Genomic DNA, 23620 nt, shown 5'->3' with positions numbered 1-23620 from the left:
CTTTTCCTTGCGCGGATTTATCTGTTTTTCTCTGTTTTCTTCAAGGCATAAATCCAGGAAAGAATAGTTCGCGGACGGATTTATCTCCAGCCGTTACAGAGCTCCCGCGGATAAAACTAGCTTGGGCTTTTTCCATGTTGGTTTTATCTCTAGTAGAAAAGGCTGGGGTATAACTTTATGTGAGCTTTTGGGGACTGGTATCATAGTGGAGTGGCAGCAGCTATCATTCTGTGATTTAATAGAATTCATAAGAAATGTCGGGAGGTTAGCATTTTGTGCTTTCGAAGGATGAATAACAGGGTCAGAGCCTTTGTACTTGCTTTGTGTTTTAGCATATTATTTTGTGGTGTTTGTGGATGCAATAGTAATAAAGCCGGAGTGGCTGATAATAGTGAGGCAGATGCAGAAGCAACTAATGATAATGGCGAAAATACAGAAGCAGTAGCTAATGAAGCCAATACAAGTGGTGTTTCGAATAGTGATAATGATGGAAATGCCAAAAGTGTTGAAGAGGCTGACAACATAGAACAGATAGCTGTGATTGGTTACCATGGCTATCCTGCTGTGGAGGAAGATGAGCTTAAGTCTCTGCTTGCTGCGAAGGATATTGGAGATGATTATGTCTGGATTAGTTTACAAGGTGATGATCTTAAATCCTTGCAGGATACTTTGAAGCTTGCTAAGGGTGTGCTTGAAGGATATGAAAGTATTAGATCTACTGCAAGAACTGAACTTAAGGTATGTATTGTGTTTGAGGATGCTGAGACTGATGAGGAGTTGCTGACAAAGGTTGCTAATCTGGTCAGTGAAGAAGGAATGTCAGATAGAGTCCTTTATGCATCGGCGCAGTATGACAGCCTTCGAACCATAAAGGATATGAATTCTGCTAATCAGATTTTGTATATCTTGAGTACATGGACAAGGGATATGATATCTGAATGCCAAGCAGATTATTATGGGATTTCTTCGGGCATTCTAAGTCAGGACATAGTAGATCAGATACATGATTCCGGAACTAAAGTATTTGCACTTGAAGCTGATACACTTCCCCCAATAAGAGATGCTATCACAGTTGGTGTTGATGGAGTTGTTACAAGGGATTCCGGTATAGCCATTGTTGCGGTCAATATGAGATTTGAAGAATTCCTTTCAAATCTTGAGAGTACTGTGACGTTGCCGTGGCTTTACAGTGATGATAAAACAGATGATGATTTTGTTGTGCAGGGCTTTACTGATACAGGCGATGTGCTGGTGGTTTCGGCCTATGATAAGACAGGCGAGAAGACCAGTATTGTGTATCTGTTTACTAGAGATGGGGAGCTCCTGCGCAAGGTAGATATGCGAACTATGGCACATGCTGGCGGTCTTGCCTTTGATGAGAGAAATGATCTGTTGTGGATTACGGGTGAAGAGGGGCATGTTCTCGCCGCGCCGTGGAAAGAGGTTTTGGACGGAAGTTTTTCCGGAGATTATGTGACTGATTTTGATGGTGAGCTGGTAAATCACGGAGGAAGTCATGTTGCTTCCTTTATCGGGATGTATGATGGTGATTTGTATGTGGGTTCGTATTGTATTGGGCAGAGCGGTAAGCTCAGAAAGTATGATGTGAGTGATCCTGCGAATCCTGTCTTGGTAAAAGAGGTCGATATTCCTGAGTGCATTCAGGGTGTGACTATTTACAAAGATGATGAGGATAAGGAATTCATGATCCTCTCTCAGAGCCATGAGGTCGATGATGCTCATTTACTGACCTTCGAATATGATGAGGACATAGATAGTTATGATGAGCCTCTAAGAAGTGAGCTTATGCCTGAGGGTTCGGAGAATTTACAGATGACGGATGAGGGGCTATTCATCCTGTTTGAGTCGGCGAGCAAGCCTTATAGGGAGACAGCACGTGTCCCAAATGATAAGCTGTACCTTATGAGGAGATGAGAGGGATTTGAGAATTGCTGCCGGATTATGAAGGCAGATGATGAGCACTATCACAAAAAATAGGATTGTTTGAGGGATTACCTGGTGGATATAGATTACCTTCTTTTTTTACAAAATATAAGAGAGAGCATGGGCGGAGCTCTTGATGGTTTCATGCTTTTTATGACGATGCTTGCTGAGTCAAAGGCTACGTTTTTGTTTCTGGGATTCATTTATTGGTGTGTGGATAAGGAAACAGGCAGGTTCATGGGGATGAATGTTGCTTTTTCATCCACCTTTTCTCAGATGCTTAAGTCAGTTTTCCATGTGGACAGACCCTGGGTTCGAAGTGAGTTGATTCACCCTGTTGAGGAGGCGGTTCCTGCGGCGTCCGGTTACTCTTTTCCAAGCGGTCACACGACGAGGGCATCGGCAACCTGGGGAGCATTTGGTTTTTGGGAGCTAAAGAAGAGAAGGAAAGCCATTGGCGCGGCGGCGGTGGTAATGATTTTGATCATCGGCTTTTCCCGCAATTACCTTGGTGTTCATACTCCGCAGGATGTGGTGGTTGCTCTGCTATACTGCGTGGCTGTGTGGTTTTTGTCAGATAAACTCCTGCGCCTTATTGATGAGTCGGTGTATGGAGATATTCTGATTCTGATAGTGTTTAGCGCTGTCAGCATTTTGTGGATGATGTTTGTGGATTCGGTCTCCAATTCGGGAGCGGGTATGGCATTTTTTGTATCGCTTGTGCTTGATAGAAGGCTGATTCATCATGAAATTTCTGAGAGTGTGGTAGTTAAGGCTATCTTGTTCGTAGTCGGCGGTGCCGGATTTTTGTTGGTAATTAAGTATGTGTCAGTGCTACTGGCACCAATCTGCGGAACGCTGACTGGAACGGCGGCTTCGTTTGTTTATATGTTTTATATAATGAGCGTAGTACCGCTTGTAGGGAAGGCTTTAAGGAAGATAGGCTGACTGTTCCATTTTTGATGATTTTATGGTATAAAGTAATTCTACGTATAATATTTTTAATATGAAATATAAGGAGATAAATATGGCAACACAGGAAGAAGCAAAGAAACAGATTCTGGACTTGGTAGCAGATTATGCTAGGAATTTTCATAATCAGAATAAGGAATTTCATGAGGGTGACCGTCTGCCCTATGCATCCAGAGTTTATGACGAGAAGGAGATGGTAAATCTCGTTGACAGTGCGCTTGAGTTCTGGCTTACATCCGGAAGATATACTGATGAGTTCGAGGAGAAGCTTGCTAAGTATCTTGGTATCAAGTACTGCGCTCTTGTTAATTCAGGTTCTTCTGCGAATCTTGTAGCATTCATGACTCTTACTTCTCCGCTTCTTGGCGACAGAAGGGTTAAGCGCGGTGATGAGGTTATCACTGTTGCTGCGGGATTCCCGACAACTGTTACACCTGTAATTCAGTACGGCGCTGTTCCGGTGTTTGTTGATGTTACTATCCCCGGTTACAATATAGATGTTAATGAGCTTGAGAAGGCTCTTTCCGATAAGACCAAGGCTGTTATGATTGCTCATACTCTTGGTAATCCTTTTGATCTTAAGGCTGTTAAGGAGTTCTGCGATAAGCATAATCTCTGGCTTGTTGAGGATAACTGCGATGCTCTCGGAAGTCAGTATGAGATTGACGGAGTAAAGAAGTTTACAGGTACTGTAGGTGATATCGGAACCAGCAGTTTCTATCCTCCGCACCACATGACTATGGGTGAGGGCGGCGCTGTTTACACAGATAATCCGCTTCTTAACAAAATCGCTCGTTCTTTCCGTGACTGGGGACGCGATTGTGTATGTCCTTCAGGCTGTGACAATCTCTGCGGACATCGTTTTGATAAGCAGTATGGTGAGCTTCCTCTTGGATATGATCACAAGTATGTATATTCTCACTTTGGTTATAACCTTAAGGCTACTGATCTTCAGGCTTCAATCGGATGTGCTCAGCTTGATAAGTTCCCTAGCTTCGTAGAGCGCAGAAAGTACAACTTTAAGTTCCTTAAGGATCTTCTTGTAAAGGGCGGCGCAGAGGAGAAGCTTGTTCTTCCTGTGGCTACTGAGAATTCTGATCCTAGCTGGTTCGGTTTCATCATGACCTGCAAGGATGGAGTAGACCGTAAGAAGGTTGTTGATTATGTTGAGGGTCACGGTATTCAGACTCGTATGCTTTTTGCCGGAAATCTTACAAAGCATCCCTGCTTCGATGAGATGCGTGCTACAGGCGAGGGCTACCGCGTAGTTGGTGATCTTGCCAATACAGAGAAGATCATGGCTAACAGTTTCTGGGTAGGTGTATATCCCGGAATGACAGATGAGAAGCTGTCATACATGGCTAAGATTATTCTTGAAGCTATTAAATAAAATGTCATCCCTTTTCTGAGGTTAAGCTGATGGATGAGGTTTTGAAAGGTCAGGCAAATGCGCCTGACCTTAAACCATGTTAGATAGGAGTTTTTGTGAGTAAGACTGGTAACATTTTTTGGAATATAATTGAGACCATTGCGGGTGCTGTTTTCCGGGTGCTATTCGGGATTGTCGGTAAGGAGTACACCGATACCGCGCATGAGTCCCTGATGCAGTTTGTGAAGTTCGGCATTGTCGGTGTCAGCAATACGGTTATCTCTTATGTGTTATATACGATGACGCTGATTGGCCTAAGGGCGATTGGTTTATTTCCTGGGTATGACTACTTGATAGCTACGGTGGTTGCTTTTGTGCTGAGTGTGCTGTGGTCCTTCTACTGGAATAACAAGATGGTCTTTGTTATGGAAGAGGGACAGAGCAGGAATCTGTGGAAGGCTCTGATCAAGACCTATATTTCGTATTCGTTTACCGGATTGTTCTTAAATAGTGTGCTGATGGTGTTCTGGGTGCAGATAGTGCATGTATCCGAGTTTATCGCACCGATTATAAATCTGCTTATCAGTGTTCCGGTTAATTTTATTATCAATAAGTTTTGGGCGTTCAAGACGGAATAATTTAAGCCTTCCATTGAGGGAGGTACGAAAAAATAAATATGCCTTCCCCCTATGGGGGAAGGTGGCACGAAGTGCCGGATGAGGGAAAAGGAGAAAACAATGGATTTTGATAAGATGAAGAGATTTTATGGTGGCAAAAGAGTATTCCTCACAGGTCACACAGGTTTCAAGGGAAGCTGGCTTTCAGTTATGCTGCAGCTCCTCGGTGCAGAGGTTTACGGCTTTTCACTTGCACCTAATACCGATCCTGATTTGTTTGGTATTCTTGGTTTGTCAGATGAGATTCACAGCACGATTGGTGATGTGAGAGATTTAGAGGCTCTGGAGAAAGCTTACGTAGAGGCTAATCCCGATGTTGTTCTGCACCTTGCAGCGCAGCCCATTGTGCGTGACTCTTACAAGGATCCCCGCTATACCTATGAGACTAATGTGATGGGTACGGTGAATATTCTTGAGTGTCTTCGTAAGCACCCGGGTGCTGTGTCTTTCCTTAATGTTACGACAGACAAGGTGTATGAGAATAACGATCTTGAAAATCATGGTTTTAAAGAGGATGAGAAGCTTGACGGCTACGATCCCTATTCAAATTCCAAGAGCTGCTCTGAGCTGGTAACTCATTCATATAAGAAGTCATTTTTCTCAGAGGCAGCTACTACCGGTTCAGACGTGGTAGTTCCGTCAATCTCCACAGCCCGTGCAGGTAACGTAATTGGCGGCGGCGATTTTGCTAACGATCGTATCGTTCCCGACTGCGTTCGTGCGACCATAAAGGGTGAGAGCATTATCGTGCGTAATCCTTATTCCACAAGACCTTATCAGCATGTTCTCGAGCCGCTCGCAGCTTATCTGATGATCGCGATGGAGCAGGCAGAGGATAAGAAGTATGCTGATTACTACAATATTGGACCTCGAGATGAGGACTGCATCAATACCGGAGATCTTGCGGACTATTTTGTAAAGTACTGGGGCGAGCCTGCAAACTGGAAGAATATGTCTGAGGCAAATGCTCCTCACGAGGCTAGTTTCCTTAAGCTTGATTGTTCCAAGGCGCGTTCGACCTTCGGCTGGGAGCCTGTATGGCATGTGGACGAGGCCATAAGGGAGACGGTTGCCTGGTACAAGGCCTGGAATGACGGCGAGGATATGAAGGAATTTACGAGAAAGCAGATTCGGGAGTTTATGAGCCGATAAGGATGATGCTATGGAATGCTGGTTACGAGATATTATTCTCGCAACCAGCTTGACAATAGGAAGTTATATGCACTAAAATTCGTATAAATGAAATAATATTTAAATACGATGGAGGGAGTAATGGGGGAGCAGGACAAGAAAACAGAAAGCATACAGGTATTTGAGAATCAACCAATCAGGACTGCATGGGATGAAGAAAATGAAGAGTGGTTTTTTTCAGTTGTAGATGTTGTTGGAGTTTTGACAGAACAGGAGAATCCTAGAGGGGCAAGTAATTATTGGGCTAAGTTGAAACAGCGCCTTAAAGAAGAGGGAGCAAATGAACTGCTGACAAATTGTCAGCAGTTGAAAATGAAAGCAGCAGATGGGAAGCGAAGATTTACAGACGTTGCTAACACAGAGCAGATCCTTAGAATAATTCAGTCAATCCCATCAAAGAAAGCAGAACCATTCAAGCTATGGCTGGCAGAGGTTGGACGGGAGAGAATGGAGGAATTGCTTGATCCGGAATTAATAGCAGAAAGACTTGTGTCAACGTATGAACGAAAGGGATATACGAAAGAGTGGATAAATCAGCGACTTATGGCCATCAGTGCCAGAAAGGAGCTGACAGATGAATGGAAGACACATGGCATTGATAAAGGCTCAGAATTCGCTATGTTGACGGATGAGCTTACTAAGGCATGGTCAGGGATGACAACCAGACAGTATAAGAATTTTAAAGGTCTCAAAAAGGAAAGCCTTCGTGACAATATGTCAACAACAGAACTGGTTTTAAATATGCTGGCGGAAACAGCAACAAAGGAGATAGCTCGTTCTGAGAACCCCGAAGGATTTACAGAAAATCGTAAGGTAGCAAACAGAGGTGGAAAAATTGCAGGAACCGCAAGGAAGTCTATTGAGGAAGAAACAGGGAAATCAGTTATAACAAGTCAGAATGCATCACAGCTAAATCATGTAGTAACACAGATGATTGAGGCTAGTGCAAAAGCGGTGAAAGAGGATGACGATAAGCGACAGAATATTTGAAAGGCTCAGACAGATAAGTATGTCTCAAAAAGTTTTTTCTGAGGAAACAGGTATATCCCAGAGTACAATCAGTGAATGGAAGAGTAAGAGGACAAACCCTACATCTGAGAAGATAATGATCATTTGTAAGGTACTTGGGGTGACTCCGGAGTGGCTACTGTCTGGAATTGATAATACCGGTGAAAGAGGCAATAAGCCTTCCTGGTATATCATTGATAAAGATACCGAAATGGGTTATGTAATTAGTAAATATCATGATATGGATGAGAGACAACGGGAGCGACTTCTTGGGTATATGGAGGCAATCATGGGGACAAATAATTAATAAATAGATAATAATTGTCATTCCTTGCTCGTGATATAATAGATTTGTTAGCTTTATTACATCTTTTTCAGGAAAGGAGACATTTCTATGAAGTACGTATGTGGGACATGTGGTTATGTTTATGACGAGGCAGCAGGCGATCCGGATAATGGTGTAGCACCCGGTACAAAGTGGGATGATCTCCCGGCTGATTGGGTATGCCCTCTTTGCGGCGTTGGAAAGGAAGAGTTTAAGGTAGAATGATGAATACGAAGGCGATGTTTAAACTATCCTATGGCCTTTTTGTTTGTACGGCTGTGCGAGGGGATAAGAAGAACGGATGCATCATCAATACCGCTATTCAGGTTGCATCAGAACCCAATCGTATTTCCATTGCTGTAAATAAGGCCAATTTTACTCACGACATGATTAAGGAGACAGGTCTTTGTAACATTTCGGTTATCAGTAACGACGGAACTTTCGATATTTTCAAGCACTTCGGATTCCAGTCGGGCCGTGATGTTGACAAGTTCGCAGGTGATGCAACGGCGCAGACGATTGCTGATGGGAAGATATCCTACAAACTTGCGGAGAATGGTGTTCCGTACATCACAACAGGAACTAATGCATTTTTCTCATTGAAGGTAGAGCAGACGGTGGATCTCGGTTCGCATACTCTTTTCATCTGTGAGCCCACTGAGATGGAGACTCTCTCAGATACGTCGTCTTGCACCTACGAGTATTATCAGAACAATATCAAGCCAAAGCCCGAGGCTGTCGGCACAACTCCCAAGGGTGAGACAGTATGGCGCTGCCTTATCTGTGGCTACGAGTGGGTAGGTGAGGAGCTCCCGGACGATTTCATCTGTCCGATATGCAAGCACCCGAAGGCTGACTTTGAGAAGATTGTTAGGTGATAAAAAATAAAAGCATAAATAAAAAGTACACATATTGACATATGTGTACTTTTTATTTATGCTTAATTCATGCAACCGAAGAGGGGTATAATAGATGGATAATTGTCTAGACAAAGTACTTTGTACAGAGTGCAGAAGCGTTCAATCTTATGAAGTTCATACAGAGCAGTGTATGAGAGCGTGGAACGGGAAACAGTATACATTTAATAAACGTATAGCAGTATGTTCAAATTGCGGTCATCAGGTTACTGTTCCGGGATTGAATGACTTGAATGAGAGTGAGTTCGAAATAAAGTGCAGAGAAGAGAACGACTACATACAGGTATATGAGATCCAGGATATATTGATTAAGTATGACGTTGAGAAGCGGCCGTTATCAAGAGTTCTCGGACTTGGTGAGCATACAATTGAAAATTATTTAAAAGGGCAACTTCCAAGTAAGCGATACTCAGATATGCTTCGCAGAGTTTTAGAGAGCTATAAGTACTTGCAGCAGTATTACAGCGCTAACAGAGATAAGTTGAATAAGCTTGCTTCAGAGAAAATAGATAATAAACTGAAATATTATGAGAGTATTAATTCATGTGATTCAGCTATAGAGTATGTTGCATTATACATCCTTAATTCTAAGTATGAGATTACGAATATGTCATTACAAAAACTTCTCTATTATGTTGAGGCATTTGCAGAAGTTTGGCTAAAAAAACGCATTTTTGTAAATCGCTGTGAAGCATGGATGTATGGCCCGGTATATCCTGAAATATACGAGAAATATAAAACGTTTGGCAGTTCTCAAATACAAGTAGATAAAACAGATTTATCTGATCGATTATCTTCTAGTGTCTGCAAGGTAATTGATTTTGTACTTAGCCAATTTGCTATATATAATGGTGTGACTTTAAAGGATTTGAGCCATTCCGAGGAACCGTGGAAAAATGCTCATAAAGGGTATGGAGAGAAAGAACATTGTAGGGAGATTATTACTCATGATGCAATTTCTGAATACTTTAATAAGATGAATGAAAAGTTTGATTTAAGCACGGAGTCAGGAGTAAAGAATTATATAGACGCACTACTATGGCAGAAATGAGAAGGGGAATAAAAAGGGATAACATGTTGTATGAAAAGAAAAAGAATAATGCTACTTTTAAGTTGATAGTTGCCTTTTTCTTTCTGGTGGCTTTTGAACTATGGACCTTCAGGAATATCATTTTCAGCGGTATGCTGCTTGGCAATAACGAAGATGGGATGCTCGCAATTCTTATGACTGAGCACTGGTACAAGGTGCTGTGCGGTTTTGAGAAATGGAATAACTGGATTTCGATGTATCCCGTCAGGAACACGGTTGCGCTAAATGATATGTATATCCTTCATGCCATTTTCTATTGTCCGCTGAGATTTTTCGGGGTGGATAAATATATGGCTTATCAGGCGGCCGTTATTTTGATTCATGCTTGCGGCTCGGTTTGCATGATGCTCTTTTTGAATAAAGCGCTGAAGTTTGATGCTTATTATTCACTGCTTGGAACGGCGTGTTTTTCATATGGGAGCTATTATGTTATAAAGCTGGTGCACAGTCAGCTGGTCAGTCTGGCGGTAGTTCCGCTGATAATGACGGCGGCATATCTGTTTGTTTACTATGTGATTTATTCAGACAAGAAGCGAAGAATTCTGTGGATGTTCATAGGAATTTTGGGTGAAGTGCTTCTGTTTTATTCAAGCCCGTATGTGGCAGAGTTTGTGCTGATTACCCTTTCTATATATCTGGTTGCTTTGATTATTATTTCGGATAAAAAGAGTTTATTTGGCGGCGTACTTAATTATATAAAGCACAGTTGGTATGAGCCTTTACTGGGCGTGGCCTGCGGTATACTGTTGATGATTCCGTTTTGCCTTGTATATTTTCCTTGGAGAGGGGAAAATGTGAGATCCTACAAATATGCCTCCGCATTTTTCATTTCATTCAGGGATTTGTTCAATGTATCAAACGGTAATCTTTTGTATGGAAGGCTTATAAGCGAATTGCCTTTTACATTCGGAGAAAACACCGTGGGGCTCACTCCTGTTATGTGGCTTTTGGCAATATGCAGTATCGTTGTTGCATTTAGAAATAAAGACAAGGTTATTTGTGCGCTGGCGATTACGTTTATTGTGCTGATTTTTGTTCCCATGAGAATTAAGGGACACTGCCTTTGGAGTCTGTTTTATTCGTTTTTTCCCGGGGCGTCCGGAATGAGAGTTGTTTGCAGACTTTTCCTTATGATTTTGCCGTTACTGGCTGTTTTGGTATCTTATTCGTGTGTGAAAATATCTGAAAAGCTCGGAGGAAATAAGGGAAGCGACAGCATAAGTTCATTATTTGTAATAATTGCCATTTGTATTGTTTTTGAAAATTCGCTAACTTCGAGGGTTCCATCAGCCTGGAACCATGAAAGTGCAATAGTTTCTGAAGCGGAGTTTGATGTTGCGCCGCCGGAGGACTGCGAGAGCTTTTATCTGGTGGATTCCGCCGGGACGCCGGAGCAGGCAGAGTTTCCTGCATATTATCAGGGATTCCTGAATGCCTGGAGGATAGCGGATAAGTACGATGTGCCGTCCATAAACGGCTTTGGAAGCTTCACACCTAAGAAATACAAGAAAACATATAATATCTATGCGGAGAATTATATGGAAGAGGTAGCCGCTTGGATAGAGACTAATAATCTGCAGGGTGTTTACAGTTACGACCTTGCAACTAAGGAATGGAAGAGGAACTGAGTTGGTACGTAAAATACTTAAATTGATTTTTCCTTACATATTTCGCGAGCATATTCGCGGAGTGCTCTTTAAGGTAAATTATCCAAAGATAAAAAGGAAAGAATGCGATTTTAATACCTATCCCGCGGGTATAAATCTGATTGGCTATGCACGCGGGGATTTTGGGCTCGGCGAGAGCTGCCGCCTTGTGGCGGAGGCGATAAAGACTTCCGGGATTCCGTTTTCAATTAAGAATCTTTTTCAGAATAAAAATGCGAGCGAGACGAATATGTCATACGCCCAGTATGAATCGGAGGATCTTAAGTACAATGTGAACCTGATTCATGTTAATCCCAACGAGATCGTGAACTTCTCACTGCATTCGAAGAGGAGCGATTTTGACAACAGGTATCAGATTGCCTTCTGGCTCTGGGAGCTGCCTGAGTTCCCGCAGGAGTGGGTGTATCAGATAGATATGTTCGACGAGATCTGGACGCCGTCTGAGTTTGTGTCGGATGCGGTTCGAAGGGTGACCTCCAAGCCGGTACATACTGTGCCTTATGCCATGCGAGAGCCGGCAACGCTGGATAAATGCGATAGGGATTACTTCGGTATACCGGCGGATAAGTTCTTATACCTAATGTCCTACGATGGACTTAGTAATTCCGACCGAAAGAATCCGGATGCCTCAATTGCGGCTTATAAGGCGGCTTTTCCTACTGAGCTCCCTGATGTTGGGCTTATCATCAAGGCGACACATGCAGGCGAAGCGGAGATGGAGCACCTTCGAGAGCTCATGGCGGGTTATGAAAATGTGTACATTTTAACGGACAGCTTCAGTAAGGAGGAATTCAACAGTCTTATTAAGTGCGCTGATGCTCATATTTCACTTCACCGCTCCGAGGGCTTCGGGCTTGTTATGGCGGAGGCGATGTTCCTCGGAACTCCCACGGTTGCTACCAACTGGTCTGCCAATGCGGAGTTCATGTCCGAGGATGCCTGCTGCATGGTTCCCGTGAAGATAATAGAGATTGAGAAGGAGACACCTCCCTATCACAAGGGCAATCACTGGGCGGATCCCGATGTCCACGCAGCTTCTGAATTTATCAGAAGACTTCATGATGATAAGGATTTCTACAATCACAAGAAGACCGCAGCCATGAAGCATATCCGAGAGCGCATGTCTCCCGAGAGAGCCGCGGGAATTCTGCGAGAGAGATTCGCGGAGCTTACCAGGCAGGAGTTAAATAAATAGTTTTACAGCGAAACAAACTGCACCCGATAGGGTATAAGAACGCACGAAGTGATACAAATTATACCTTATCGGGTATAAAAATGTCGGACTTGATTTGACGGAGTTTTTTACAGATTGCTATTTTGCTTCGTGATTGGTAATTCCGATATGCACCTTAAGAACTTTTCTCTGATAGAGGAAGCCCCGGGTTCAAGGAAGTTTATGTTATCTCCCGCTTATGATCTTCTGCCGGTAAATGTGATACTTCCTGCAGATAAAGAACAGATGGCGCTCGCTTTAAATGGTAGAAAGCGAAATATAAGAAAAAAAGACTTTTTAGTCCTTGCACAGAGCTATAGAATAAATGACAAGGCTGCTATAAGGCTTATGGAAAGAGTTGTAAAAAGTAAGGATTTGTTTATTGATATGACAAGAGATTCCTATCTGTCTTCCGGTTATAAGGAATCATTAATCAATCTGATTGAGGATAGGTGCGAGGTCTTGAATCAATAGATAAACTGTGTGAAGATGGACAATAAGTATCGCGAAATTATCAAAACTTGCCCTTTTCTATAAATTGAATATAATAAGGGGAGCAATACTAAGCCTTCCCCCTGGGGGCGCAAAGCCGACGTCCGGGGGACGTCGGCTTTGCGCGGACCGGAGCGGAGCGGAGACAGGTGGCGCGTAGCGCCGGATGAGGGGTATTGCAATAACATGTTGATAAGTCAATTTTTAATTTAAGAGGATAAATATATGTGCGGAATAGTAGGATATGTAGGAAAAAAGCAGGCAGCACCCATTCTTCTTGATGGACTCTCCAAGCTCGAGTATCGCGGATATGACTCTGCGGGACTTGCTGTAAGAGGCACTGACGGCAAAGTCAAAGTCGTTAAGGCCAAGGGCAGACTGAAGGTCCTCTCTGAGAAGACCAATGACGGTGCATCACTTGCAGGAACTATCGGTATCGGTCACACAAGGTGGGCTACACACGGTGAGCCCTCAGAGAACAACGCTCATCCCCATGTTTCATCTAATCATTTTGAGCATGGTGTGACTGTTGAAGAGGCCAATGTTGTCGGCGTTCACAACGGTATCATCGAGAACTACCAGGAGCTTAAGGAAAAGCTCATGCGCCACGACTACGAGTTTTACTCACAGACAGATACTGAGGTTGCAGTTAAGCTTGTGGATTACTATTACAAGAAATATAACATCGGACCCATCGATGCGATTGCCAAGACCATGGTTCGTGTGCGCGGTTCATACGCCCTTGCCCTTATGTTCAAGGATTATCCGGATGAGGTATGGGTTGCCCGCAAGGATTCACCCATGGTAATCGGTATTGCGGATGGCGCTACTTACGTTGCATCTGATGTTCCCGCAATTTTGAAATACACTAGAAACGTGTACTACATCGGCAACCAGGAGATGGCCCGTCTCGGAAAAGGAGAGGCACATTTCTATAACCTCGACGGCGACGAGATCCAGAAGGAAAAGGTTGAGATCAAGTGGGATGCCGAGGCAGCTGAGAAGGGCGGCTATGAGCACTTCATGATGAAGGAGATCCACGAGCAGCCCAAGGCAGTTGAGGACACTCTCAGCTCCGTTATCAAGGGTAAAAAGATCGACCTGACAGAGTGCGGCATCAGCGATGAAAAGATCAAATCCTTAAGACAGATTTTCGTCGTAGCTTGCGGTTCCGCATGGCATGTAGGTATGGCGTCGCAGTACATATTTGAAGATCTTGCCAAAGTTCCCGTTCGCGTGGAGCTCGCTTCAGAATTCAGATACAGGAAGCCGCTTCTTGATAAAAATGACCTGGTAATCGTTATCTCCCAGTCCGGTGAGACTGCTGATACCCTTGCGGCTCTTCGTGAGGCGAAAAACCAGGGCGTTGCAACCCTCGGAATCGTCAATGTTGTTGGCTCTTCAATTGCAAGAGAGGCAGACCATGTCCTCTACACACTTGCAGGACCCGAGATATCCGTTGCAACAACTAAGGCTTACAGCGCACAGCTCGTTGCCTGCTACGCCCTTGCCGTTCACTTCGGATATGTAAGAGAGAATATAGACAATAAAGCTTACGCAAACTACATAGCAGAGATGAAAACCATCCCCGAGAAGATCCAGAAGGTCCTCGAGGATAAAGAAAGACTTCAGTGGTTCGCGGCTAAATACGCAAACGCTAAGGACGTCTTCTTCGTAGGACGCGGCATCGACTACGCTGTATCCCTTGAAGGAAGCCTTAAGATGAAGGAAATCTCCTATATCCACTCAGAAGCCTATGCTGCCGGCGAACTTAAGCACGGCACCATCAGCCTTATCGAGGACGGAATTCTTGTTATCGGCGTCCTCACCCAGAACGACCTCTACGAGAAGACCATCAGCAACATGGTTGAGTGTAAGGCAAGAGGTGCATACCTCATGGGACTTACAACCTACGGCCATTACGAGATAGAGGATACTGTTAATTTCGCAGCTTACGTTCCCAAGATTGAGGAGCACTTCGCTGCATCCCTCGCAGTCATCCCGCTCCAGCTCCTCGGCTACTACATCAGCGTTGCCAAGGGCCTGGATGTCGACAAGCCCCGCAACCTCGCCAAGAGCGTAACCGTAGAATAAAAGCCTTCCCCCTGGGGGAATGTGGCGCGAAGCGCTGGATGAGGGGATAGAAAGGAATAAGAATGAACGTAATTTTATTATCAGGTGGTTCAGGCCAGCGCCTTTGGCCACTTTCAAACGAAGTCAGATCAAAGCAGTTTATCAAAATTTTCAAGGGTAAGGACGGCGAGTACGAGTCCATGGTTCAGCGTGTTTACCAGCAGATCAGATCAATCGATCCCGACGCTAACGTAACCATCGCAACCAGTAAGACTCAGGTTTCTGCCATCAACAACCAGCTCGGAGAGGGCGTTGGCATATCTATCGAGCCCTGCAGACGCGACACTTTCCCTGCAATCGCTCTCGCAAGCGCATACCTCCACGATGTGCAGAAGGTATCTCTTGATGAAGCAGTAGTTGTATGCCCTGTTGATCCTTACGTTGACAAGGAATACTTCCTTGCGCTTGAGAAGCTTTCCAAGCTCGCTGAGACCGGTGATGCAAACCTCACACTTATGGGAATCGATCCCACCTATCCTTCAGAGAAGTACGGTTACATCATCCCCGAGAACAAGGACGATGTATCAAAGGTTGTATCTTTCAAGGAGAAACCCGACGTAGAGACAGCCAAGGATTATATCTCAAAAGGCGCTCTCTGGAACGGCGGAATTTTCGCATATAAGCTCTCATACCTTCTTGAGAAGGCTCATGAGATCATCGACTTCAAGGATTATCAGGATCTCTTTGAAAAGTACGAGACCCTCGAGAAGATCTCCTTCGACTACGCTGTTGTTGAGAAGGAATCCAAGATTAGCGTAATGCGTTTCGGAGGCCTCTGGAAGGACCTCGGAACCTGGAACACCCTCACCGAGGCTATGGAAGAGAACGTTATCGGCGAGGCATATCTCAATGAAAATTGCAAAGATGTACATGTAATCAATGACATGAACATCCCGATAGTTGTTATGGGATTAGAGAGCGCGATTGTTGCTGCATCACCCGATGGAATCCTTGTATCCGACAAGGAGCAGAGCTCATACATCAAGCCCTATGTCGAGAAAATCGAGCAGCCCATCATGTTCGCTGAGAAGTCCTGGGGAAGCTACCGCGTCCTCGACGTTGAGAAGGACTCCATGACCATCAAGGTTACACTTAACCCCGGTCATTCCATGAACTACCACAGCCATGAGAGACGCGACGAAGTCTGGAGCATCGTCCGCGGTGTCGGTAAGACCATCATCGACGGCGAAGAGCAGACCGTTCGCCCCGGAGATGTCGTTAACATGAAGGCCGGCCAGAAACACACCATCAAGAACGACAGCAACGAAGAACTTCAGCTCATCGAAGTCCAGCTCGGCACAGACATTACCGTCGACGACAAAATCAAATACGACCTCTAACAAAAAAGCTTCGAAGCCAACCGGCTTTCGAAGCTTTTCTTTCATAGCGGAGTCGGAGGGATTCGAACCCTCGTGCCCAGAAGGACAAACGCATTTCGAGTGCGCCTCATTACGACCACTTTGATACGACTCCATATTTTTTATGAAATCCCGGCTCGTCGTCAGGATAACCTACAGCGTGCATCAGCGCGCTTTTTTATTATACGAGCCCTCTTTTCCTAAGTCAATAAACTATTGTTGATGCGCCTCTAATTGAGTATAATTAGATGATTAGAGTATGGAAAAGCCGAGCAGATTTTCTAGGCTTACTAACAGCCTGGGGCGTTAAACATACCCCAAAAAGCTGCCCGGACAAATGGGGATTTTAATGGCATACGTAGCTTTATATAGAAAATTCAGACCGCCTGTCTTCGACGACGTCAAAGGACAGGATCATATAGTGACTACGCTGAAAAATCAGATTAAATCCGACAGGATCGGACACGCGTATCTGTTCTGCGGAACCAGAGGAACCGGTAAAACCTCGGTGGCTAAGATTCTCGCAAGAGCAGTCAACTGCGAAAGCCCCAAGGACGGAAGCCCCTGCGGTGAGTGTCCCACCTGCAAAGCGATTGAGTCCGGTGCAGCGATGGGTAATGTCATCGAGATCGATGCTGCATCCAACAACGGCGTAGACAACATCCGCGAGATCATTGACGAGATCTCATATTCACCCACCGTTGGTAAATACAAAGTATACATAATCGACGAGGTCCACATGCTCTCGACCGGCGCTTTCAACGCGCTTTTAAAGAGCCTTGAGGAACCGCCGTCCTACGTGATTTTCATTCTTGCGACCACTGAAGTGCAGAAGATCCCGATCACCATTTTGTCGAGATGTCAGCGCTATGATTTTCACAGAATCACGATCGACACCATAGCGGACAGACTCCGCGAGGTTGTTGACAAGGAAGGCGTACAGGTCGAGGATCGCGCGCTTCGTTATATCGCGAAGGCCGCTGACGGCTCCATGCGTGACTCGCTGAGTCTCCTTGATCAGTGCATCGCCTTCAACTACGGCGAGGAGCTCACCTACGACAGGGTGCTCGGTGTACTTGGCGCAGTGGACACCGCTATTTTCGGAAAACTGTTTTCATATCTGATCGTCCAGGATGTGACGGGAGCTCTGAACCTTCTGTCGGATATCGTAATCCAGGGACGTGAGCTGACACAGTTCGTCAGCGACTTTATCTGGTACCTGCGAAACCTCATGCTGGTCAGCACCTCCGACAACATGGAGGACGCGGTGGATATGTCCACTGACAACCTGAATTCGTTAAAAGAGCTGGCGCAAAGCTCCGACATCGACACCATAATGCGATACATCCGCGTGTTCTCGGAACTCTCGCAGAACTTGCGATTTGCCGCCGCAAAACGTATTCTAATAGAGGTGGCACTGATACGCCTCTGCAAACCGCAGATGGACGAGGACACAGACGCGCTCCTCGACAGAATCAGAATTCTCGAGCAAAAGAGCGAGCAGCTTGACGGCGTTCTCGGAGGAATCCAGAGCGGACAGATAGCAGTTAATGTAGCAGGTGGCGACGGAGGTAACGGCCCGGGTTTTAACGGAGCCGGTGGTGCGGGAGCAGGCGGCGCCGGCGCAGGAAGTACAGTCACTTCCAAGGACAGAGCCAAGATGCTCGAAGCCGCAGTTGCAGAGGATGTGAAGAAAGTCGTAAACAACTGGAATCGCATACTCAACCGGATGGGAATGCCCATGAGAGCCTTCATGACCAAGGCACTTCTTAGCCAGGGCGAGGATGGCAAGCTTTTCATAGTCCTCGACACCAAGGAAAAAGCGGCCAAGTACAACGACGGCGAAGGCCGAGAGGAACTATCCGCAATCCTTGACGAGTCCATCGGCAAACATGTGGACTTTGAAGTCCGCTTCACGACACGCGACAAACCCGTAAACGAGCAATACGTCAGCCTGAACGACATCCACTTCGACATCGAGATTGAGGACGAAGTCAACATGCCTGTTGTTCCGGAGATGGAAACAACCTCTGAACAGACTGATGCTAACGAGACAGCTTCTTCATTCAGCAATTCAGATGTTGCCGAGACAGCTTCTTCAGCAGACAATTCTGATGAATCCGGCGGCGATATTATTTCCGGCCTCAGCGAAGACGAGTATTACGCCGCAGCTGCTATGGAGAGCGTAGCATATGATATGCATCAACAGGCCATGGATGATGAGAGCGCTTTCGAAGAGAAGGATACAGAGGACGACTGAATAAAATACACAGGAGGAAATACAAATGGCAAAACGTGGAGGATTTCCGGGAGGAATGCCCGGCAACATGAATAATCTTATGAAACAGGCGCAGCGCATGCAGCGCCAGATGGAGGAGAGCCAGAAGGAGCTCGAGACCAAGGAGTTTAAGGCTAGTGCAGGCGGCGGAGCCGTTGAAGCAACAGTTACAGGCAATAAGAAGCTCACAGCTATCACAATTGCGCAGGACGCAGTTGATCCAGATGACGTTGAGATGCTTCAGGACATGATACTTGCAGCAGTTAATGAGGCAATGGAGCAGGCTGAGAAGGCTCAGGGCGACCTTATGGGCAAAATGACCGGCGGCCTCGGAGGTCTCGGAGGACTTCCGTTCTAATACAGGCTACGCCTCGGAGGAATTTCGTTTTAATGGATCTATACAGCGGACATATCAACAGACTGATCGATGAACTGTCATCCCTTCCCGGGATTGGCGGCAAATCGGCTCAGAGACTGGCTTTTTATATCATAGGACTTCCCAAGGACAGAGTTCAGCGCCTTGCGAATTCCCTCACCGATGCGAGGGAGAACGTGCACTACTGCAGCAAATGCTGCACACTGACCGACGGAGAGATCTGCCCCATCTGTGCTAATGAAAAGCGCGACCACAGCACGATCATGGTGGTCGAGAACGCCAGAGACCTTGCGGCCTATGAAAAGACAGGAAAATACGAAGGAGTCTACCATGTTCTTCACGGCGCCATTTCACCCATGCTGGGAATCGGCCCCGGAGACATCAAGCTAAAAGAGCTTGTCCAGAGACTCCAGACAGATGAAGTAAAAGAAGTAATTATCGCAACGAATTCAAGCCTTGAAGGTGAGACCACGGGCATGTACATAAGTAAGCTCATAAAGCCCACCGGCATCAAGGTTACAAGAATCGCCAGCGGCGTTCCCGTCGGCGGCGACCTTGAATATATAGATGAAGTCACACTGCTCAGAGCTCTTGAGGGCAGAACCGAACTCTAAAAATTAAGCAGAGATTAACCCTTGCCTTCCCCTTGGGGCGGCATGAACTGTTTATCTAGCCTTCCCCCTGGGGGCGCTCGACGTCCGGGGGACGTCGGTTCAGCGCGGACCGAAGCGGAGCGAAGACAGGTGGCACGAAGTGCCGGATGAGGGGCATAAGGGGAAACGGAGGAAAAACATGAGTGTAAAAAGAGAATTTCTTGGGGAAACAAAAGACGGCGCACCTATTTACGGCTATCATATGACAAACAGCCAGGGAATGGAGGTTTGCCTTTTGAACTACGGTGCTACCATCCGCAACATCTTTGTTAAGGACAAGGACGGCGAAAAAAGAGATGTAGTTCTCGGATTCGATGATCCGGAGAAGTACTTCGACAACTCCTGCTTCCTGGGCGTTGTTGTAGGCCCTGTTGCGAACAGAGTCGGCGGTGCAAGCTACGAAATCGACGGAAAGAAATTCGAAATGCCTGTGAACGATGGACCTAACAACCTTCACAGCGATTTTGACAACGGTTTTCATAAGAGAGTCTGGGAAGCCGAGGAGACAGACGACAGCGTTAAGTTCACATTAAAAGCGGATGACGGAGATCTCGGATTTTCCGGAAACAGATTCTTCTCCATTACTTATACACTTGGTGAGGACAACTCTCTCACACTACACTATCATGCAACAAGTGACGCCAAGACCATGATCAACGTCACAAACCACTGCTACTTCAACCTTCGCGGACAGGGCTCAGGCAAGATCACGGACCACGTTGCACAGTTCAATTCCAGCAAGACCACAACCGTCGGAGAGGGTCTCATCCCCACAGGCGAGATCGCTGACGTTGAGGGTACACCTTTCGACTTCAGAAAAGAGAAAGTTATAGGTCTTGAGATCGACGCCGACAACGATCAGATCGCTCTTGGCGGCGGCTACGACCACAACTTTATTATCGATGGCGCAGATGGCACCAGAAGAACCTTTGCTACAGTTAAGTGCCCCGACAGCGGTATCACAATGCAGTGCTCAACAACACTCCCTGCATTCCAGTTCTATGCAGGCAACTTCCTTGAAGCCAAGGGAGGAAAAGACGGCGCCGATTACGGCAAAAGAGATGGCTTCTGCTTAGAGACTCAGATTCATCCCGACGCAATCCATCACAGCAACTTCCCGGATGCGGTTTTCGGACCTGAGCGCGAGTATGATTCAATAACAGTTTACCGTTTTATTTAAAGCCTTCCCCCTTGGGGGGCGCACGACGTCCGGGGGACGTCGGCTTTGCGCCGACCGGAGCGGAGCGGAGACAGGTGCCCCGAAGGGGCGGATGAGGGGATTAACAAGAAAAGAGTAACAAATGGCAGAAGTCAAGGATTTCACCAAATACATAAAGAAACTTCAGCGTAGAAATGGCAAGGGAAAGGATGAGGACGACAATCCCTTTGCCGCGCTAAACGATGATTACGACTGGGATTCGGATGACGACGCACTGGATTCCGACGACAACGACTACGAAAGCGTCGGACCATCCTATCAGGAAAAAATCCGAAACCACAGAATCGCGGTTTTCATAAGAACCGTAGTTATCATAGCTATAGCGGCTCTCCTGGTGGGAGCATTGTATGTAAGCTGGAGAGATAAGCATTTCACGGAAGCAAACATCATATCTTCGGTAAAACTGACTGATGCATCCGGAGCCAAGGCGTTAAACCTTGGTGGAAACATTCTCACCTACAGTAAGGACGGCATGAGCTGTCTTGACGGAGAGGGGCAGCAGCTCTGGAATCAGACTTATCAGATGCAGAACCCGACCGTTCACACCTGCAAAAACGTAGTGGCAGTCGGCGATTACAACGGTCACAACATCTACGTTGCGAATACCTCAGGAACACTTGGGGAGATCGACACCAACCTTCCCATCAGGGATTTCTGTGTTGCTTCCCAGGGAGTTGTGGCAGCAGTACTCGATGATAAAACCGTCACATGGATTTATCTCTTCGATGCCAGCGGCAACACCCTTGCAAGCTTTAAGACAACCATGCAGGACAGCGGCTACCCCACGGACATTTCGATTTCACCGAGCGGCGAGCTCGTCTGCGTATCTTATCTGAAAGCTGATAGCGGCAAGATCAAGACCAGCGTTGCGTTCTTCAATTTCGGAGAAGTCGGACAAAACCTCTCCGGCAACTACGCCAGCGGATACGAATACCCGGATGTGGTCGTTCCCTACGTACAGTTCATGAACAACTCCAAGATATTTGCTGTTGCTGACGACAGAATCATGTTCTTTGCAGGAAAAGAGATTCCGACAAGTCAGACCGAGAGCCTTACAGGAGATGAGGAAATAAGATCGGTATTCTACAGCGAGTCACATGTCGGAATAGTCTTCATGAACAACACAGACCAGGGCGCATACAGACTCCAGATCTACGGCGAGACCGGAGCTCTCGAGACCACCATATATTTCGACACCGAATATGTAGACGTACTCTTCGAGAACGATCAGATCGTCGTTTACGGGGAAAATGAGTACATACTATATGATATGAAGGGAACCGAGAAATTCAGAGCCGGCTTTGACCGCGCAGTCAAAGTCATGATCCCTACAACTGTCAGAAGCAAGTTCCTCCTCGTAACCGAGAAGGCCATCGAAACCCTGGAACTAAAATAAGCCTTCCCCACATATCGCCTTCTCCCTGGGGGCGCACGACGTCCGGGGGACGTCGGCTTTGCGCGGACCGGAGCGGAGCGGAGACAGGTGCCCCGAAGGGGCGGATGAGGGGCTTTGAAAGGACAACATGAACATCTTAGAATTTATCTCAATGCCGCAGGTGATTGTATCACTTGCGGTTTTAATAATACTAATGTGGCGTATAGCCTACGGCTACAAGTACGGCTTCGTTGCAGAACTGATTGAAATAGCCGGCCTCGCCACGGGATTTGTGATATTTTCACTCTCTGCGGGTGCGATCGGCAAACTAATCCATGGGGAAAATCTTCATATACTAAAAACAATAATTCAGCTTGCAATTGTAATTACTATATATAGGGTCATCCAGGGAATAGCAAATGGCACAAAAGGAACCAAGAAAATCCCGATACTTACCAATACTAATAAGGTTATGGGAGCTGCCTTCGGAGCCGTGGAAACATATATGTGGGTAATGCTCATTCAACATATAGTAGGCTATAAAATCGACGATGCAATTTCTTTTACAATTTCAAAATTAATTAGTTGCATTCCTGTTTGAGTGATGCTATAATCAACTTCGCTCACTTCGAGAGAGCAAAAATATAAGAGCTGATAACTACTTATAAAAATTCTCGAAAAAAATTAAAAAAGTTCTTGACAGATACAGCCACTCATGATAAAGTAAACGAGTTGCGGCTGACAAGCCAAGACAAAGCACTTTGACAATAAAATAGTAATGCAACCCTGAAAATTCCAAAAAAGAATATTCAGAGAACAAAACAACCTAACTTAGGTAAAAACGGACAGAACAAAGCCAAGCAATGTTCTGGCCAGAGAGAACTTGATTGCTGAGACCCGGAAGGGTTTAAGTAATAGATTTAAACGTGAGAGTTCGATCCTGGCTCAGGATGAACGCTGGCGGCGTGCCTAACACATGCAAGTCGAACGGAGATTTGACGCTGCTGAGGCTTCGGTGGAATCTTGTTAAATCTTAGTGGCGGACGGGTGAGTAACGCGTGGGCAACCTGCCTCGTACTGGGGGATAACAGTTGGAAACGACTGTTAATACCGCATAAGCGCACGGTATCGCATGATACAGTGTGAAAAACTCCGGTGGTACGAGATGGGCCCGCGTCAGATTAGCCAGTTGGCGGGGTAACGGCCCACCAAAGCGACGATCTGTAGCCGGACTGAGAGGTCGGACGGCCACATTGGGACTGAGACACGGCCCAAACTCCTACGGGAGGCAGCAGTGGGGGATATTGCACAATGGGCGAAAGCCTGATGCAGCGACGCCGCGTGAGTGAAGAAGTATTTCGGT

At 46.0% G+C, this 23620-nt stretch carries 21 protein-coding genes, 1 tRNA gene and 1 rRNA gene; 22 read left to right on the top strand and 1 reads right to left on the bottom strand.

The features are described from left to right. Positions 1 to 378 precede the first annotated feature (378 nt). The 15 genes from G630_RS0115905 (at position 379) to G630_RS0115835 (ending at position 16338) form a co-directional block, all read left to right on the top strand. Entirely contained in the window at positions 379 to 1935 is a 1557-nt protein-coding gene (locus tag G630_RS0115905; protein WP_196805807.1) for a hypothetical protein, read from the top strand. Between the two features lie 84 nt (positions 1936 to 2019). Further along, positions 2020 to 2892 (top strand): phosphatase PAP2 family protein, encoded by an 873-nt coding sequence (locus tag G630_RS23855; protein WP_049946261.1) that lies wholly within the window; start codon positions 2020 to 2022, stop codon positions 2890 to 2892. A gap of 79 nt (positions 2893 to 2971) precedes the next feature. Beyond that, a complete protein-coding gene (rfbH, locus tag G630_RS0115895) occupies positions 2972 to 4306 on the top strand; it encodes a lipopolysaccharide biosynthesis protein RfbH (RefSeq protein WP_330363819.1) in 1335 nt (444 codons plus the stop codon). A 95-nt stretch (positions 4307 to 4401) separates the two neighbouring features. Further along, a complete protein-coding gene (locus G630_RS22285) occupies positions 4402 to 4923 on the top strand; it encodes a GtrA family protein (protein WP_026499159.1) in 522 nt (173 codons plus the stop codon). Positions 4924 to 5022: 99 nt separating this feature from the next. Beyond that, positions 5023 to 6114 carry a CDP-glucose 4,6-dehydratase gene (gene rfbG / locus G630_RS0115885; protein WP_026499158.1) on the top strand — a complete coding sequence of 364 codons (1092 nt, stop codon included), beginning with the start codon at positions 5023 to 5025 and terminating at the stop codon, positions 6112 to 6114. 120 nt (positions 6115 to 6234) lie between these two features. Continuing rightward, the gene (locus G630_RS0115880; protein ID WP_026499157.1) at positions 6235 to 7143 is read left to right on the top strand and encodes a BRO family protein; all 909 of its coding nucleotides are present in this window, start codon (positions 6235 to 6237) and stop codon (positions 7141 to 7143) included. Further along, the gene (locus tag G630_RS0115875) at positions 7118 to 7468 is read left to right on the top strand and encodes a helix-turn-helix domain-containing protein (protein ID WP_026499156.1); all 351 of its coding nucleotides are present in this window, start codon (positions 7118 to 7120) and stop codon (positions 7466 to 7468) included. Before G630_RS0115880 ends, G630_RS0115875 begins: the two co-directional genes overlap by 26 nt. An 87-nt stretch (positions 7469 to 7555) precedes the next feature. After that, entirely contained in the window at positions 7556 to 7711 is a 156-nt protein-coding gene (gene rd, locus G630_RS0115870) for a rubredoxin (protein ID WP_026499155.1), read from the top strand. Continuing rightward, positions 7711 to 8364 carry a flavin reductase gene (locus tag G630_RS0115865; RefSeq protein WP_026499154.1) on the top strand — a complete coding sequence of 218 codons (654 nt, stop codon included), beginning with the start codon at positions 7711 to 7713 and terminating at the stop codon, positions 8362 to 8364. The genes rd and G630_RS0115865 overlap by 1 nt, the downstream gene beginning before the upstream one ends. Positions 8365 to 8458: 94 nt before the next feature. Further along, positions 8459 to 9454 (top strand): type II toxin-antitoxin system antitoxin SocA domain-containing protein, encoded by a 996-nt coding sequence (locus G630_RS0115860; RefSeq protein ID WP_026499153.1) that lies wholly within the window; start codon positions 8459 to 8461, stop codon positions 9452 to 9454. Next, positions 9442 to 11121, top strand: coding sequence for a hypothetical protein (locus G630_RS0115855; protein WP_026499152.1), 1680 nt, complete (start codon positions 9442 to 9444; stop codon positions 11119 to 11121). Before G630_RS0115860 ends, G630_RS0115855 begins: the two co-directional genes overlap by 13 nt. A gap of 1 nt (position 11122) precedes the next feature. Then, positions 11123 to 12355, top strand: coding sequence for a glycosyltransferase family 4 protein (locus tag G630_RS22280; RefSeq protein WP_049946260.1), 1233 nt, complete (start codon positions 11123 to 11125; stop codon positions 12353 to 12355). Between the two features lie 114 nt (positions 12356 to 12469). Then, the gene (locus G630_RS22275; protein WP_155832008.1) at positions 12470 to 12847 is read left to right on the top strand and encodes a HipA domain-containing protein; all 378 of its coding nucleotides are present in this window, start codon (positions 12470 to 12472) and stop codon (positions 12845 to 12847) included. Positions 12848 to 13090: 243 nt separating this feature from the next. Next, positions 13091 to 14959, top strand: a complete 1869-nt coding sequence (glmS, locus tag G630_RS0115840) for a glutamine--fructose-6-phosphate transaminase (isomerizing) (protein WP_026499150.1) — start codon at positions 13091 to 13093, stop codon at positions 14957 to 14959. A gap of 62 nt (positions 14960 to 15021) precedes the next feature. Beyond that, positions 15022 to 16338, top strand: a complete 1317-nt coding sequence (locus tag G630_RS0115835) for a sugar phosphate nucleotidyltransferase (protein WP_026499149.1) — start codon at positions 15022 to 15024, stop codon at positions 16336 to 16338. A gap of 47 nt (positions 16339 to 16385) precedes the next feature. On the opposite strand, the gene G630_RS0115830 is transcribed toward G630_RS0115835, so the two are convergent. Further along, a tRNA-Ser gene (locus tag G630_RS0115830) sits at positions 16386 to 16471 on the bottom strand. A gap of 234 nt (positions 16472 to 16705) precedes the next feature. On the opposite strand from G630_RS0115830, the gene dnaX reads away from it, so the two are divergent. The 7 genes from dnaX to G630_RS0115795 all read left to right on the top strand — a co-directional run. Further along, the gene (gene dnaX / locus G630_RS22270) at positions 16706 to 18616 is read left to right on the top strand and encodes a DNA polymerase III subunit gamma/tau (protein WP_081668004.1); all 1911 of its coding nucleotides are present in this window, start codon (positions 16706 to 16708) and stop codon (positions 18614 to 18616) included. 25 nt (positions 18617 to 18641) lie between these two features. Next, positions 18642 to 18992, top strand: coding sequence for a YbaB/EbfC family nucleoid-associated protein (locus tag G630_RS0115820; RefSeq protein ID WP_022761037.1), 351 nt, complete (start codon positions 18642 to 18644; stop codon positions 18990 to 18992). A gap of 32 nt (positions 18993 to 19024) precedes the next feature. Further along, on the top strand, positions 19025 to 19624 hold the full coding sequence (recR, locus tag G630_RS0115815) for a recombination mediator RecR (RefSeq protein WP_022761038.1): 600 nt from the start codon (positions 19025 to 19027) through the stop codon (positions 19622 to 19624). A gap of 178 nt (positions 19625 to 19802) precedes the next feature. Continuing rightward, on the top strand, positions 19803 to 20843 hold the full coding sequence (locus G630_RS0115810) for an aldose epimerase family protein (RefSeq protein ID WP_026499148.1): 1041 nt from the start codon (positions 19803 to 19805) through the stop codon (positions 20841 to 20843). Between the two features lie 121 nt (positions 20844 to 20964). Next, positions 20965 to 22278 (top strand): DUF5711 family protein, encoded by a 1314-nt coding sequence (locus tag G630_RS22265; RefSeq protein ID WP_049946259.1) that lies wholly within the window; start codon positions 20965 to 20967, stop codon positions 22276 to 22278. 127 nt (positions 22279 to 22405) lie between these two features. Next, on the top strand, positions 22406 to 22858 hold the full coding sequence (locus G630_RS0115800) for a CvpA family protein (protein WP_022761041.1): 453 nt from the start codon (positions 22406 to 22408) through the stop codon (positions 22856 to 22858). 321 nt (positions 22859 to 23179) lie between these two features. Next, positions 23180 to 23620, top strand: a 16S ribosomal RNA gene (locus G630_RS0115795); the annotation flags it as partial.

Origin of the sequence: Butyrivibrio sp. WCD2001, from assembly GCF_000424485.1 — a bacterium.
Classification (GTDB): domain Bacteria; phylum Bacillota; class Clostridia; order Lachnospirales; family Lachnospiraceae; genus Butyrivibrio.
This window is presented reverse-complemented; position numbering and strand designations above follow the sequence as displayed.

Excerpts from the sequence above, each read along its gene's own strand:
- rfbH (WP_330363819.1), top strand. The coding sequence starts at position 2,972 with ATGGCAACACAGGAAGAAGCAAAGAAACAGATTCTGGACTTGGTAGCA.
- rfbG (WP_026499158.1), top strand. The coding sequence starts at position 5,023 with ATGGATTTTGATAAGATGAAGAGATTTTATGGTGGCAAAAGAGTATTC.
- G630_RS0115880 (WP_026499157.1), top strand. The coding sequence starts at position 6,235 with ATGGGGGAGCAGGACAAGAAAACAGAAAGCATACAGGTATTTGAGAAT.
- G630_RS0115875 (WP_026499156.1), top strand. The coding sequence starts at position 7,118 with ATGACGATAAGCGACAGAATATTTGAAAGGCTCAGACAGATAAGTATG.
- rd (WP_026499155.1), top strand. The coding sequence starts at position 7,556 with ATGAAGTACGTATGTGGGACATGTGGTTATGTTTATGACGAGGCAGCA.
- G630_RS0115865 (WP_026499154.1), top strand. The coding sequence starts at position 7,711 with ATGAATACGAAGGCGATGTTTAAACTATCCTATGGCCTTTTTGTTTGT.
- G630_RS0115860 (WP_026499153.1), top strand. The coding sequence starts at position 8,459 with ATGGATAATTGTCTAGACAAAGTACTTTGTACAGAGTGCAGAAGCGTT.
- G630_RS0115855 (WP_026499152.1), top strand. The coding sequence starts at position 9,442 with ATGGCAGAAATGAGAAGGGGAATAAAAAGGGATAACATGTTGTATGAA.
- glmS (WP_026499150.1), top strand. The coding sequence starts at position 13,091 with ATGTGCGGAATAGTAGGATATGTAGGAAAAAAGCAGGCAGCACCCATT.
- G630_RS0115835 (WP_026499149.1), top strand. The coding sequence starts at position 15,022 with ATGAACGTAATTTTATTATCAGGTGGTTCAGGCCAGCGCCTTTGGCCA.
- dnaX (WP_081668004.1), top strand. The coding sequence starts at position 16,706 with ATGGCATACGTAGCTTTATATAGAAAATTCAGACCGCCTGTCTTCGAC.
- G630_RS0115820 (WP_022761037.1), top strand. The coding sequence starts at position 18,642 with ATGGCAAAACGTGGAGGATTTCCGGGAGGAATGCCCGGCAACATGAAT.
- recR (WP_022761038.1), top strand. The coding sequence starts at position 19,025 with ATGGATCTATACAGCGGACATATCAACAGACTGATCGATGAACTGTCA.
- G630_RS0115810 (WP_026499148.1), top strand. The coding sequence starts at position 19,803 with ATGAGTGTAAAAAGAGAATTTCTTGGGGAAACAAAAGACGGCGCACCT.
- G630_RS22265 (WP_049946259.1), top strand. The coding sequence starts at position 20,965 with ATGGCAGAAGTCAAGGATTTCACCAAATACATAAAGAAACTTCAGCGT.
- G630_RS0115800 (WP_022761041.1), top strand. The coding sequence starts at position 22,406 with ATGAACATCTTAGAATTTATCTCAATGCCGCAGGTGATTGTATCACTT.